Here is a 13674-nt window from a genome sequence, read left to right on the forward strand (position 1 = left end):
CGTGCGGGTCCGCCGGTGGGCTAGGCGGGGAAGCGGTAGGTGGTGGTGGAGGTGTGGCGCTCGCCCGGCCGCAGCACCGTGGAGGGGAAGTGCGGCTGATTGGGCGAGTCGGGGAAGCGCTGGGTCTCCAGGCAGAATCCCGCGTGCGGCCCGTACGGCGTGGCGACGCCGTCGAGCATGCCGCCCGCGTAGAACTGCACGCCCGGCTCGCTGGTGGTGACCTCCATGGTGAGCCCGCCCACGGGCTCGGTCACCGTGATGCCGCCGTCGAGGACGAAGCAGTGGTCGTAGGCGCCGTCGTAGCGGGCGCCGATGGCGTGGGGGGTGGTGAAGTCGAACGGCGTGCCGGTGACCTTGGCCAGCTCCCCGGTCGGGATCTTGTCCGCGTCGACGGGCAGGTAGTGCTCGGCGTCCATCCGCACCACGTGGCCGAGCACGTCGCCGCCGCCGGCGAGGTTGAAGTAGGAGTGGTTGGTCAGGTTGAGCACGGTCGGCGCGTCGGTCTCGGCGGTGTAGTCGAGGCGCAGCGCGTCGCCGTCGAGGGTGTAGGTGACCCTGGCGCGCAGCGTGCCGGGGTAGCCCTGGTCGCCGTCGGGGCTGGTCAGGCCGAGGGTGACGGAGGAGTCGCTCGCGTCCTCGACGGTCCAGACCTTGCTGTCGAAGCCCTGGACGCCGCCGTGCAGGCTGTTGGGCCCGTTGTTGGCGGGCAGGGTGTGGGTGACGCCGTCGAGGGTGAAGGCGGCGCCGGCGATGCGGTTGCCGAACCTGCCGACGACCGCGCCGAAGTAGCGGCTGCGCGTGCGGTAGTCGTCCAGCGTGTCCAGCCCGAGCACCACGTTCACCCCGGACACCTCCAGCGACTGGAGCACGGCGCCGTAGCTGAGCACGGCCGCCCGCAGCCGCCCGGAGGACAGCTCGAAGCGCTCGACGCGCTCCCCCGACGGCAGCGTTCCGAACATCATGTGTGTGCCTCTCCCGTGGAGTCGCGGACGATCAGGGTGGTCTCCAGCATCGTGACGCCCGTGGCCGCCTGGGAGTCGACCGACTGCAGGAGCATGTCGACGGCGATGCGCCCGGCGGCGGCGGTGGGCATGGCGATGGTGGTCAGCTTGGGGCGGCTCAGCCGGCCGGCCACGATGTCGTCGACGCCGATGACGCTGATGTCGCCCGGCACGTCCACGCCCCGCTCGGCGAGCCCTTCGATGAGGCCGATGGCGACCAGGTCGTTGTAGGCGAGGACGCCGGTCGCGCCGGAGGCGATCACGTCGGCGGCGGCGGCCAGGCCGCCCAGCTCCGTCGGCTGGTTGGGGCCGAGGAAGACGACGTCGACCTCGTGCGTCGCGGCGGCGGCCTCCTGCATCTCCTTGCTGGTCCACGACCCGCTGGGCCCGGTCACCAGGGCGAGCCTGCGGTGCCCGAGGGCGGTCAGGTGCTCGAAGGCGAGCCGGGCGCCGCGCGCCACGTCCATCAGGACCGTGGCCATGCCCTTGACCCTGCGGTTGACCAGGACGAACGGCACCTCCTCGCGGAGCCGCTCGATGGTGCGGTTGGTCAGGCGCGGGCTGCACAGCAGCACGCCGTCGACCTGCTTGGTGAGGGTCTGGATCAGATCCTCCTCGACCTTGGGGTCCTCGTCGGTGTCGGCGACGAAGACGTGGTAGTCGCGGAGTCTCGCCTGCTCCTGCGCAGCCTTGATCAGCGGCGGGAAGAACGGGTTGGAGATGTCCGCGACGATGAGACCGAGGTTGTGGGTGCGGCCGGTGGTCAGCGCGCGGGCGGCCCGGTTGGGCCGGTAGCCGAGGTCGTCGGCGACGGCCAGGACGCGGGTGCGGGTCTCCGGGTTGACCAGGTGGGGGGCCGAGAAGGCCCGCGACACCGTGGAGACGTGCACGCCGGACGCCCGTGCCACGTCGCGAATCGTCACCGCCACGCTTGGCCTCCTCCGACCATGGCTTGTACTTTAGTGCAAGCGTTTGTATCGCTGTCAATGAACCGGCGCCGGGGCCCCGGACATCGCGGTGCCCACCCTATCCCTCATCAGTTCGGTGGTAGATGCCCCGAGCCACGCGACCATGGCTTGACGTTGCCGGAACCGAACCTCAATACTTTTTGCAACCGGTTGCCGAACCCGAACCCCAGGAGTGGTGAAAGATCCGATGACGCGAACACTGGTGACCGGGAGCGCCGGCCGGCTCGGGCGCAGCGTGGTCACCGCATTGGCGCAGGCAGGTCACGAGGTGATCGGGGTCGACGTCGTGCCCGGCACCCCCGAGGAGGCCGCGCACACGCTGCCGGCCGACCTGACGGACCTGGGCGAGGCGTACGACGTCATGGCGCACTTCCGCCCCGACGTGGTGGTGCACCTCGCCGCGATCGCGACCCCGTTCAGCCGGACCGAGGGCCACATCTTCCGTACCAACACCCAGCTCGCCTTCAACGTGTGCGAGGCGGCGGCCAACACCGGCGTCGGCAGGGTGGTCGTCGCGAGCAGCCCGACGGTCATCGGGTACGGCGCGCCGCACGGCTGGGCGCCCCGCTACCTGCCGATCGACGAGGACCACCCCGCCGAGCCGTGGAACGCCTACAGCCTGTCGAAGCTCGTGGCCGAGCAGACGATGGCCGCGTTCGCGCGCAACTCGGAGACGAAGTTCGCGGCCGTGCGGCCGTGCTTCGTCGTCGCCCCCGAGGAGTGGGCGGGCGCTCCCACCCAGTCCGGCCACACCATCGCCGAGCGGCTGGACCGGCCCGAGATCGCGGGCGTGTCCCTGTTCAACTACATCGACGCCAGGGACGCCTCCGACATGATCGGCGTCCTCATCGAGCGTCTGTGGGACCTGCCCAGCGGCGAGGTCTTCTTCGCCGGCGCCGCCGACGCGCTGGCCCGCGAGCCCCTGGCGGAGTTGCTGCCCGCCGTCAACCCCGCCACCGCGGCGACCGCGGCGACCCTCACCGGCACCTCGCCGGCCTTCAGCTCCGCCAAGGCGGAGCGGATGCTCGGCTGGACGGCGAAGCGCGACTGGCGAAGCGAACTGGAGATCGGATGAACCTCAGCGGGATCCTCTTCTTCCCGATAACGCCGTTCGGCGCCGACGGCGAGCTGGCCGAGGGGGTGCTGGCCGAGCACATCGGGCGCGGGCTGGCGCACCGGCCCGGCGGGGTGTTCGTGGCCTGCGGCACGGGCGAGTTCTCCGCGCTGTCGGAGGACGAGCACCGGCGCGCGGTCACGGTGGCCGTCGAGACCGTCGCGGGCGCCGTGCCGGTGCTGGCGGGCGCGGGCGGGCCGCTCGGCTCGGCCCTGTGCCAGGCTCGCGGCGCCCGTGAGGCGGGCGCCGACGGGCTGCTGCTGATGCCGCCGTACCTGGCCAGGGGTCCGCACGAGGGGTTCGTCGGCTACGTGCGGGCGATCGCCGAGGTGCTGCCGGTCATCATCTACATGCGCGGTTCGGTGGTGCTCACCCCGGAGCAGGTCGTGGAGCTGGCCGGCGTCCCCGGCGTGATCGGCCTCAAGGACGGCCTGGGCGACATCGACCTCATCCAGCGCATCGTCCTGGCGGTGCGGCGGGAGCACGGCGACCGCTTCCAGTTCTTCAACGGGCTGCCGACGGCCGAGCTCACCATGGGCGCCTACCGCGGCCTCGGCGTCGAGCTCTACTCCTCGGCGGCGTTCGCCTTCGCCCCGGACATCGCCACCGCCTACCTCGACGGCGCCTACCGGCTCCTCACCGAGTTCTACGAGCCCCTGGTGCGGCTGCGGTCGAAGGTGCCGGGCTACGCGGTCTCCCTGGTCAAGGCCGGGGTGCGGCTGAGCGGGCTGGAGCCGGGCCCGGTGCGCCCGCCGCTGGTGAACGCCTCGCCCGAGCACGTGGCCGAGCTGGAGGCGCTGATCAAGCACGGACGGTCGCTGATCTCATGATCCGTGACCTCTCGGTCAGCGCCCGCACGGCGGCCCTGCCGCGCCCGTGGGGGCCCGACGTGCCTTCCAACCACGTCGTCGTCGTCACGATCACGCTCGACGACGGCCGGACCGGCACCGGGTTCTCCTGGACCCCGCAGATCGGGGCGCGGGCCGTGCAGGCGCTGCTGGAGAACGACATCCGCGAGGCCGTGATCGGGCTGGACCCGCACCCCGAGGTGGTGTGGGACCGGCTCTGGCGGCACCTGCGCGAGGCCGGCCCGGGCGGGATCACCACGGTCGCGCTCGCCGGCGTGGACCTGGCGCTGTGGGACCTGCGCTGCGGTGACCGCGGGCTGGTCGACGTGCTGGGCCGGCGCCGGGACACCGTGCCGGTGTACGGCAGCGGCGTGAACCTGCACTACCCGCTGGACGAGCTGGTCGCGCAGGCCGAGCGGTGGAAGGCCGCCGGCTACCCCGCGGTCAAGATGAAGGTGGGCCGGCCCGACCTGCGCGAGGACGTGGAGCGGGTGGCGGCCGTGCGCGAGGTCGTCGGGCCGGACACGCTGCTGATGATCGACGCCAACCAGCGCTGGGACCTGCACCGGGCCCGCCGCGCCGTCGACGCGCTGGCCCCGTACGGGCTGCACTGGCTGGAGGAGCCGCTGCCGGCCGACGACGTCGCCGCGCACGTCGAGCTGCGGCGATCGGTGGACGTGCCCATCGCGGTCGGCGAGAACGTCTACACCGTCTACGGCTTCCGCGACCTGCTGACGGCGGGCGCCTGCGACGTCGTGCAGCCGAACGTGGTGCGGGTGGGCGGGCTCACGCCGTTCCTGCGCATCACGGAGCTGGCACGGGCGTTCGACGTACCGGTCTACCCGCACCTGCTGCCCGACCTGTCGGCGCAGCTCGCGCTCACGCTGCCGGTGCCGTGCATGGCCGAGGAGGTCGAGGACGCCTCGTTCGCCGCGCTGGGGCTGCTGGCCGAGCCGTACCCTGTCAACGTCGCCGGCGGCCGGCTGAGCGTCGGCGAGCACCGGGGCCTCGGGCTCCTCTGGAGGTAAGAGCATGCGTGTGGTGCTGGCGGGCACCCGGGGATTCGGCGCCCACTATCTCGACCGGCTGCGCCGGCTGACCGGCGTGGTGGAGCTCGTGGGCGTCTGCGACACCTCGCCGCCGGGGCCGGGGGCGCTGGACGGGCTGGGCGAGCCGGAGTTCTCCACCGATCTGGCGAGTCTGGTCAAGCGGACCGGGGCGGAGATCGTCATCCTGGCCACGCCCATCCCGACGCACGCCGAGCTGACCCTGTCCGCGCTCGGCGCGGGGGCGCACGTGCTGGTGGAGAAGCCGACGGCGGCCACACTGGCCGACTTCGACCGGATGGAGCGGGCCGCGGCCGAGGCGGGGCTGGCCTGCCAGGTCGGGTTCCAGAGCCTCGGCTCGGCGGCGATCCCGGCGGTGCGCGAGCTGGTCGCCTCGGGCGTGATCGGCCGGGTCACCGGCATCGGGGTGGCCGGGTCGTGGCCGCGCCCGGCGTCCTACTTCACCCGCAGCGCCTGGTCCGGCCGGCGCCGGCTGGACGGCGTGGACGTGGTGGACGGGGTGCTGACCAACCCGTTCGCGCACGCCGTGGCCACCGCGCTGGCGGTCGCCGGGGCCGAGGAGCGCGACGCGGTCGTCTCGGTGGAGACGGAGCTGTTCCACGCCAACGCGATCGAATCGGACGACACGTCGGCCATCCGGGTGACGACGGCCGGCGGCCCGCCCATCGTGGCGGCCGCGACGCTGTGCGCGGCCGAGCGGGACGAGCCCTACGTGGTCGTCCACGGCGAGCGGGGGCGGATCAGGCTGACGTACACGATGGACGAGGTCCAGGTGAACGACGAGCCGGTGCGGCGCTTCCCGCGGACCGACCTGCTGGTGAACCTGGTCGAGCACATCCGTTCGGGCGCCGCGCTGCTGGTGCCGATCGCCAGGACCGGAGCGTTCATGCGGGTCATGGAGGCGATCCGGGTGGCGCCCGACCCGCTGCCGATCTCCGCCGCGCACCAGGACCGCTCCGGTGACGGCGTCGTGCTGCCGGGCATCGCCGAGGTGGTCGAGACGTGCGCCGAGCGGCTGGCGCTGTTCTCGGAGCTGGGTGTGGGCTGGGCCGTGCCGCTCGTCGCGGCGGGCGAGGTCGTGGCCGAGTACGTGACGCGGCCTGATCTGCCGCTCACCGAGTCCCCCCGGCCCTACCTGCACCCGGTGCGCACGCTCGGCGGCACGGTGGTGACCGAGGTGCGTCCCGACGACCACCCACACCATCTGGGCGCCGGGGTGGCCGTCACGGACCTGGGCGGCCGCAACTTCTGGGGCGGGCGCACCTACGTCCGCGACCACGGGCCGGCGTGGCTGGACGACCACGGCACGCAGCGGCACGTGGCGTTCACCGGACGCGACGGCTCCGGGTTCACCGAGACGCTGCTGTGGCAGCGGCCGGGCGAGGACCCCCTGGTCAGCGAGGAGCGGGTGGTGCGGGCCCGCGCGCTGTCGCGGGGCTGGGCGCTGCGGTTCGCCTTCACGCTGCGCAACCTCACCGGCGGCCCGCTGACCGTGCGCAGCTCGGCCACCAAGGGCCGGGCCGGCGCGGGCTACGGCGGCTTCTTCTGGCGGGCGCCGGCCGGCTCTCCGGAGCTGCGGGTCTTCACCGCGTCCGCAGAGGGCGAGCAGGAGGTGCACGGCTCGCGGGCGCCGTGGCTGGCGCTGTCGTCGCAGGCGTGGACGCTGGTGTTCGCGCAGGAGGACGACCCGTGGTTCGTCAGGGTCGCCGAGTATCCCGGGGTGGGCACCGCGCTGGCCTGGGACACGCCGCTGACGTTCGAGGACGTGCTGGCCCGCGAGGTGACCGTGCTGGTCGCCGACGGGCGCCTGTCCGCCGGCGAGGTCGCCGCCCTGGTCGCGGAGGCTACCGGCTGAGCCGCCGGGCCAGCCAGCCGAAGGCGTGCTCCTGCATGGGCAGGTCGAAGGCGTGCGGGGCGTCGAAGAAGGCGCCCTCGTAGCCGCCGTCCGGGTAGCGGCGGCCGATCGCCTCGTGCGCCCTGCGCATCCCGGCGGGCGGGAACAGCTCGTCCCGCTCGCCGTACAGCACCAGGAGGGGGTCGGGGGCACGGGCGGCGACCAGCGCGGGATAGTCGCAGACCCGTGACAGGCCCGGCGGGTAGAGCATCCAGGTGTGCCGGGTGACGTAGCCGTCCAGCATGTCCCGGTACGACGAGACCATCGCGGCGATCGCGACGGCCCGGATGCCCGGGTCGAACGCGCCGAGCAGCGCCGCCCGCAGTCCTCCGCCCGACAGGCCGACGCAGCCCACGGGCCCGACGTCGGGGCGGCGTCGCAGGTAGGCGGCGGCGGCCAGGTCCTCGCCGGCCACGGCGCCGGCCAGCGACGTGCCGAGCAGCGTGCAGTACTTCTCCAGCAGGTGCTCGTGCTGCGCCGCCGCGCGGTCGTAGCGGTCGGCCTCTGACAGATGCCGGGGCAGGCTCTCCTCGCGGGCCAGGGCGGCGATCGGCTCCGGCATGTCGTCGAGCGGGAAGCGCCTGCTGCCCCAGCCCAGCACGTCGGGCACGAGGACGGCGAAGCCGCGCCGGGCCAGCTCGCCCGCGTAGGCGCGCCCGCCGTAGATGTCGCGGCGCAGCCGCAGCACCTCGGGCGTGGGCGGCTCGGGGCCGTCGGCGATCTTGTCCTTGCCGGCCCACTTCATGCCCGCGTGGCAGTGCAGCGCGACCACGCCCGGCAGCACGCCGGTGACGCCGCGCGGCCGGAGCAGGTAGGCGCGGGTGCGCGGGCCGTACCCGACCGACCATGACAGTTCCTCGCCGCTGATGTCGCCCGCCGTCCAGGCGCGTTCCACCCGGACGTCCTCGGCGGCGAGGTCGAGCACGCCGACGGCCTCCCGGGCGGCCCGCCGGAGCGCGGGGCCCGGAGCCGCGTCGGGGAAGACGCCGCGCTGCCGTCCGGCCAGCTCGGCCAGCCCGGAGAACTCCCCCAGGTGGCGCAGCACGGACGGCGGCGCGAACGGTCCGGACGCCTCAGGCATCGGCCAGGCGGGTGCCGTCGCCGGCGAGGGTGACGGGCAGGCCGGTGGCGGCTGAGCGGTTGGCGGCGACGCCCACGAGCACGCTGCGGATGCCGTCACGGTAGCCGGCCGGCCGGCCGAGCGGGTCGTCGGCCGGGCCGCGAAAGACATCGTTCAGCAGCAGCCGGTCGCCGCCGCCGTGGCCGCCGACGCCCTGCTCGATGGGGATCTCCTCGGCCTGCCGCCAGTGGCGGTGCAGGACGAGCTTCTCCCAGGCGCCGGTCGCGTGCTCCTTCTTGGCGACGCTCGGGTCGATCGCCGCCTGCGGCGGCGTCCAGGCCCGCTCGCACACGTCCAGCTCGATGCGGCCCTCGGTGCCGTTGAAGACGACCCGGTAACCCTCGTACGGGGCGTGTGCCGTCAGGGAGTAGGTGAGCATGGCCCGGTTCGCGTAGCGCACGAGCACCGACATGTTGTCGTCGATGGTGACGCCCTCGGCGAAGACGTCCTGGTCGCGGATGTAGCCGTCCTCGTGCTCGGCGTCCAGGTAGAGCCGCTTGAGCCGCGGGTCGGCGGAGATGTCGAGCAGGTACGGGTCGGTGCCGAGGCCGGGCGCGCCGTGGGAGCGCGCGGGACGCTCGCCCCGAGGCTGGGCGGTGCCGTAGAAGCGCAGGTCGGCCTGGGCGAAGACGAGCTGCGGCGCGGCGGCGAGCCACCAGTTGACCAGGTCGAAGTGGTGGGTCGACTTGTGCACCAGCAGGCCGCCCGAGTGGGCGCGGTCGCGGTGCCAGCGGCGGAAGTAGTCGGCGCCGTGGATGGTGTCGAGCGCCCAGTCGAAGTGCACGGAGGTGACCTCGCCGATGGCGCCCTCGCTGATCAGGCGCTTCACGGCGGAGTTGCGCGGCGAGTAGCGGTAGTTGAAGGTCACCACCAGCTTGCCGGTGCTGCGCTCGGCGGCGGCGGCGATGGCGGCGCAGCTCTCGGCGTCGACCGTGAGCGGCTTCTCCACGATGACGTCCTTGCCCGCGTCCAGGGCGGTGACGACGTACTGGGCGTGGGTGGCGTCGACCGTGCAGACGACGACGGCGTCGGCCAGGTCGAGGAGCTTGCCGAACTCGTCGGGGGCGAAGCACGGCACGTCCCGGCCGATGCGCTCGACGTAGTAGGCCATGCGGGTCCGATTGGTGTCGCAGAGCCCGGCGATCGTGCCGGTGTCGCTCCAGTCGCCGAGCAGCGCGTCCACGTACATCTGGGCGCGGTGGCCGAGGCCGACGAAGGCGTACCTGGTGCTCAACTTCTCTCCCCGGGTGTCGAGATGGGTCGGCTGGGGGCCACCTGGCCCCCAGCCGGGTCTGGCGCGGCCCGGTCGTCCCGGGCCGTCGGGTGCGGTGTGCGGCTCAGCCGGCGAGGGCGGCGTTCGCCTCGGTCAGGAACTTCTGGGCGCCCGCGTCGGGCGTGGTCTTGCCGAACAGGACCTCCTCAGTGTTGCGCTTGAGGATGTCCTCCATCTGCATGGCGCCCTTCGGCGGGGCCTCGATGGGGCTCAGCTCGCCCTTGACCTCGTCGATGAAGACCAGGGTCTTCTGGTCGACGGCCGGCAGCTTGTCCTTCACCACGGCGAGCACCTTGGAGTTGGTCGGCAGGCCGCGGTCGCTCAACAGGATGGAGGCGGCGTCGGGGTCGTTGACGAGGAAGTCGATGAACTTCTGCGCCTCGGCGGCGTGCTCGCTCTTGGCCGAGGCGGTGTAGAACATCGCCGGCTGCAGGAACATCCCGCTGGCGCTCGCCCCTTCAGCCTTCGGCATGCGCAGCAGGGTCAGCTCCTGGCCCGACGCCTTGGACAGGGCGTTGAGCTGGTTGCTCCACCACATGCCCATCGCGCCGGCGTTGGTGGCCAGCAGCGACTGCTCGGGGCCGGCCGTGAGCAGTTCGGAGCTCTTGGCCGCCTCGGGTGCCGCCTTGGCCTGGATGAGCTGCTGGTGGATGGCCCACCATTCCTTCAGCGTCCCGGGCGAGACGCCGATCTTGGCGCCGTCGTAGAACTTCTCGCCCTTCTGCGCGGCGAAGATCTGCAGCCAGGCGGGGTTGTAGTTGTACTCGGCGCCCGTCGTGCCGTCGCCGGAGGCGCTGATCTGCTTGGCCAGCTCGATCCACTGGGGCCAGGTCCAGCTCTTGTCGTCGGGCACCTTCTGCTTGGCCTTCTCCAGCACGGAGGGGTTGGCCACCATGGAGAAGGTGTTGACGCCGGTGGGGATGGCGTACTGCTTGCCCTCGATCTGGCCGCTGGTGAGCACCTGCTGGTCGAGGTCGCCGGTGGTGACCTTGCCCGACAGGTCGGCCAGCGCGCCGCGGCCGGCGTACTCGGCCAGGCCGCGGATCTCGATGCTCATCACGTCGGGCGCGTCGTTGGCGGCGACCTTGGTGGCGAGCTTCTCGTAGTAGCTGTCCCAGTTGGAGAAGTCGCCCTCGACGTCGATCGTCGGGTTCTTCTGCTCGAACTTCTTGATGACCTCCTCGGTCAGCTTCTGCCGGGCGTCGCTGCCCCAGTAGGCGAAGGTAATCGACACCTTGTCGCCGCCACCGCCCTCACCGCCGCTGTCGCCGCAGGCGCCGGCCGCCAGCACCACGGCCGCGGTGGCCGCTGCCATGGTCCACTTCTTGTTGCGAGAGCCGAGATTCACAGCTCTACCTCCTCTTGGATGAGTTGCGGGGGGTGAAGAGGGCTACTTCAGACCGGTGGTAGCCACACCGCGGATCAGGTACTTCTGGCCGGCCAGGAAGAAGCCGAAGATCGGGCCGAGCGACACGATCGACATCGCGAACATCGGGCCCCACGACGACTCTCCGCTGGAGTCCAGGAACTGGCGCAGCGCGACGGCCACCGTGAGGTTGTCACTGTTGGTCAGGTACAGGTTCTGGCTGAAGAAGTCGTTCCACGTCCAGATGAAGGTGAAGATGCCGGTGGTGGCGAGGGCGGGCATGCACAGCGGCAGGATCACCTGGAGGAAGACCCGCCAGTAGCCCGCGCCGTCGATGGCGGCGGCCTCGTCCAGCTCCCGCGGCAGGGTGCGGATGAACTGCACCATGAGGAAGATGAAGAAGGCGTCCGTCGCCAGGAACTTGGGCACGACCAGCGGCCAGATCGTGTTGATCCAGTCGAGGTTGGAGAACACGATGTACTGCGGCACGACGGTCACGTGGTGCGGCAGCATGATCGAGCCCAGCATGATCGCGAACCACAGCTTCTTCAGCGGGAAGTTGAGCCGCGCGAAGGCGTAGGCGGCCAGCGAGCAGGCGACCAGGTTGGCCACCACGCTCAGTCCCGTGATCACCGCGGAGTTCCACAGGTAGTAGCCGAAGGAGTGCTTCAGCGCGGTCCAGCCCTCGGCGTAGTTCTCCAGGGTGACCTCGCTCGGCCACAGGCCCGGCTCGCGGAAGATGATCTCCTCCGGCTTGATCGAGCTCGACACCATCCACAGCAGCGGGTAGAGCATCAGCAGGCCGAAGCCCAGCAGGAGGACGTGCTTCAGCAGCCTGCCGCCGCGCCTCGGGCGGAACAGGAACGGCACGGTGTCGCCGCCCGCGTTACTTCGTGTCGCCATAGAAGACCCAATACTTCGACGCGAGGAAATTCACGCCGGTCAGACCGGCGATGATGAGCAGGAGGACCCAGGCCATGGCGGCCGCGTAGCCCATCTCGTAGCTCTTGAAGCCCTTGAGGTAGAGGTAGAGCGTGTAGAAGAGCGTGGAGTCGACCGGCCCGCCGTTGCCGCCGCTCACGATGAACGACTGCGTGAACGACTGGAAGGACTTGATCACTTCGAGCACGAGGTTGAAGAAGATGATCGGCGTCAGCAGCGGCAGGGTGATCGAGCGGAACTGGCGCCAGCGGGTGGCCCCGTCGACCGACGCGGCCTCGTAGTAGCTCTGCGGGATCTGCCGCAGGCCGGCGAGGAAGATGACCATGGGCGCGCCGAACGTCCACACGTGCAGGAGGATCAGTGTGCCGAGCGCGGTGTCGGGGTCGGAGACCCAGCCGGGGCCGTCGATGCCGACCAGGGCCAGCAACGAGTTGACCAGGCCGTCGGCGCCGAAGAGCTTGCGCCACAGGATGGCGATGGCCACGCTGCCGCCGAGCAGCGAGGGCAGGTAGTAGACCGAGCGGTAGAACGGCAGCCCGCGCAGTCCCCGGTCCAGCGCCAGGGCGAGGCCCAGGGCGAAGGCGAGCTGCAGCGGCACCGACACGACCACGTAGATCGTCGTCACCTTCAGCGAGGTGATGAACCTCGTGTCCTCGGTGAACATCTTCGTGTAGTTGTCGAGCCCGACCCAGCTGCCCTCCTCCAGGAGGCTGAAGTCGGTGAACGACAGGTACAGCGAGGCCAGGATGGGCCCCACGGTGATCGCGAACAGCCCCAGGAACCAGGGCGCGAGAAAGACGTAGGCCGTACGGGCCTCACGCTTCCGGTGAGGGCTCACGCGCGACGCGCGACGGCGGCCTCCCGGCTGCGGCGGGATGCTCGCGAGCACCCGCTCCGGGGTTACGGAAACCGAATCAGACATGGATTCATGCATCCCTCATTCCAGGGCCTCCCCGGCACGGCGGGATTGGATAGCGCCTTCCTATAGGGACGCCAAAAGTTTCGTCAACCCTTTGCAGGCGTTACAAACCCGTTACCGATATATCGTTAACTGCAAAACCGCAGCTCACCGGGGGTTGGACGAACGAAGCCGTTCGTTAACATTTTGATGCTGGCCAGGGAAGCACTACAACCGGTTGCATTTCTGATCATGCGTGGCCATGCTGTCTACCAGCGGTCGCCCGGGGCCGTGCGGCAGGGAGCCGTGCCCCCTGCCCGGCCGGTCGCCGGCCCTACCAGATGCCGCCCAGCTCGTTGAGTGTGAACACGCCTCCGGCGCGGTCGTGCAGCGGCTCGCTCAGGTCGGGTTCGCCCTGCTCGGCGATGATCCGGGCGGCGTACGACTCGGAGTCGTCGCGCGAGACGTAGCCGATGGCCCGCGCCTCGTCGAGCGACCACCAGCGGCGCCGGTTGTCGGAGACGCCCCAGACGACGTGGTAGCCGGGCGCGACGAGCGCCGCCTCCAGCAGGCGGGCGCAGTCGGCGGGCGAGATCCAGGTGGCCAGGCCGCGCGTGTCCGCTGAGGCCTCGTTGCAGGTGCCCAGGCGGACCACGGTCACGTTCATGCCGAACCGGTCGTGGTAGAGGCTGCCCAGCGCCTCCATCACGACCTTGCTCACGCCGTAGTAGGAGTCGGGCCGGGGGAAGGCGTAGTCGGGCAGGTCCGCACCATCGGAGGGCCGGGTGTGGAAGCCCGCGGCGTGGTGGCTGCCCATCAGCACGACCTGCCGCACCCCCTCCCTGCGGGCCGCCTCCAGCAGGACCTGGGTGCCGTTGATGTTGGCGTGGACGATGTCGGCCCACGGGCGTTCCCGGCTCTGGCCGCCGAGGTGGATCACCGCGTCGACACCCTTCATCGCCTCGGCCATGGCCGCCTCGTCGGCGACGTCGGCCGTCACGGCCTCCTCGCCGGGACCCGGGTCCAGCGGCACGAGGTCGGACAGGCGAAGCGTGCGGCCCTCGCGAGCGAGGCGGGGACGCATGAGCGTGCCGACCTTGCCGGCGGCACCTGTCATGAGAATGCGCATGGTCCCCTTGTACACAAAGCTGTCCAAGATTCACATCCTTGAATATTGACCGTG

Annotated in this window: 12 protein-coding genes; 4 read left to right on the forward strand and 8 right to left on the reverse strand. The window is 71.3% G+C overall.

Annotated elements, in window-relative coordinates:
* Window positions 1-20: 20 nt before the first annotated feature.
* A complete protein-coding gene (locus FHU36_RS05605; protein WP_185082718.1) occupies window positions 21-962 on the reverse strand; it encodes an aldose epimerase family protein in 942 nt (313 codons plus the stop codon).
* Window positions 959-1930 (reverse strand): LacI family DNA-binding transcriptional regulator, encoded by a 972-nt coding sequence (locus tag FHU36_RS05610; RefSeq protein ID WP_185082719.1) that lies wholly within the window; start codon window positions 1928-1930, stop codon window positions 959-961. The genes FHU36_RS05605 and FHU36_RS05610 overlap by 4 nt, the downstream gene beginning before the upstream one ends.
* 226 nt (window positions 1931-2156) lie before the next feature.
* Here FHU36_RS05610 and FHU36_RS05615 point away from each other — a divergent pair, with 226 nt between their 5' ends.
* From FHU36_RS05615 to FHU36_RS05630, 4 genes are read left to right on the forward strand one after another with little or no spacing between them, the layout of a single operon-like run.
* A complete protein-coding gene (locus tag FHU36_RS05615; protein ID WP_185082720.1) occupies window positions 2157-3044 on the forward strand; it encodes an NAD-dependent epimerase/dehydratase family protein in 888 nt (295 codons plus the stop codon).
* Window positions 3041-3913 (forward strand): 5-dehydro-4-deoxyglucarate dehydratase, encoded by an 873-nt coding sequence (locus FHU36_RS05620; protein ID WP_185082721.1) that lies wholly within the window; start codon window positions 3041-3043, stop codon window positions 3911-3913. The genes FHU36_RS05615 and FHU36_RS05620 overlap by 4 nt, the downstream gene beginning before the upstream one ends.
* Window positions 3910-4959: a mandelate racemase/muconate lactonizing enzyme family protein gene (locus FHU36_RS05625; protein ID WP_185082722.1), complete on the forward strand. Its 1050-nt coding sequence runs from the start codon at window positions 3910-3912 to the stop codon at window positions 4957-4959. Before FHU36_RS05620 ends, FHU36_RS05625 begins: the two co-directional genes overlap by 4 nt.
* Window positions 4960-4963: 4 nt before the next feature.
* Window positions 4964-6853, forward strand: a complete 1890-nt coding sequence (locus tag FHU36_RS05630; RefSeq protein ID WP_185082723.1) for a DUF6807 family protein — start codon at window positions 4964-4966, stop codon at window positions 6851-6853.
* Here FHU36_RS05630 and FHU36_RS05635 read toward each other — a convergent pair.
* The 6 genes from FHU36_RS05635 to FHU36_RS05660 all read right to left on the reverse strand — a co-directional run bounded on the left by FHU36_RS05635 (window position 6843) and on the right by FHU36_RS05660 (window position 13647).
* A complete protein-coding gene (locus FHU36_RS05635) occupies window positions 6843-7973 on the reverse strand; it encodes a dienelactone hydrolase family protein (RefSeq protein WP_185082724.1) in 1131 nt (376 codons plus the stop codon). The two genes, FHU36_RS05630 and FHU36_RS05635, sit on opposite strands and share 11 nt — an antisense overlap.
* Window positions 7966-9246 carry a Gfo/Idh/MocA family protein gene (locus FHU36_RS05640; RefSeq protein ID WP_185082725.1) on the reverse strand — a complete coding sequence of 427 codons (1281 nt, stop codon included), beginning with the start codon at window positions 9244-9246 and terminating at the stop codon, window positions 7966-7968. The genes FHU36_RS05635 and FHU36_RS05640 overlap by 8 nt, the downstream gene beginning before the upstream one ends.
* A 103-nt stretch (window positions 9247-9349) precedes the next feature.
* A complete protein-coding gene (locus FHU36_RS05645) occupies window positions 9350-10633 on the reverse strand; it encodes an ABC transporter substrate-binding protein (RefSeq protein ID WP_185082726.1) in 1284 nt (427 codons plus the stop codon).
* A gap of 42 nt (window positions 10634-10675) precedes the next feature.
* On the reverse strand, window positions 10676-11554 hold the full coding sequence (locus tag FHU36_RS05650) for a carbohydrate ABC transporter permease (RefSeq protein ID WP_185082727.1): 879 nt from the start codon (window positions 11552-11554) through the stop codon (window positions 10676-10678).
* Window positions 11538-12515 (reverse strand): carbohydrate ABC transporter permease, encoded by a 978-nt coding sequence (locus FHU36_RS05655; RefSeq protein WP_185082728.1) that lies wholly within the window; start codon window positions 12513-12515, stop codon window positions 11538-11540. The genes FHU36_RS05650 and FHU36_RS05655 overlap by 17 nt, the downstream gene beginning before the upstream one ends.
* 310 nt (window positions 12516-12825) lie before the next feature.
* Window positions 12826-13647, reverse strand: coding sequence for an NAD-dependent epimerase/dehydratase family protein (locus FHU36_RS05660; RefSeq protein WP_246501966.1), 822 nt, complete (start codon window positions 13645-13647; stop codon window positions 12826-12828).
* Window positions 13648-13674 lie beyond the last annotated feature (27 nt).

Origin of the sequence: Nonomuraea muscovyensis (assembly GCF_014207745.1) — a bacterium.
GTDB lineage: Bacteria > Actinomycetota > Actinomycetes > Streptosporangiales > Streptosporangiaceae > Nonomuraea > Nonomuraea muscovyensis.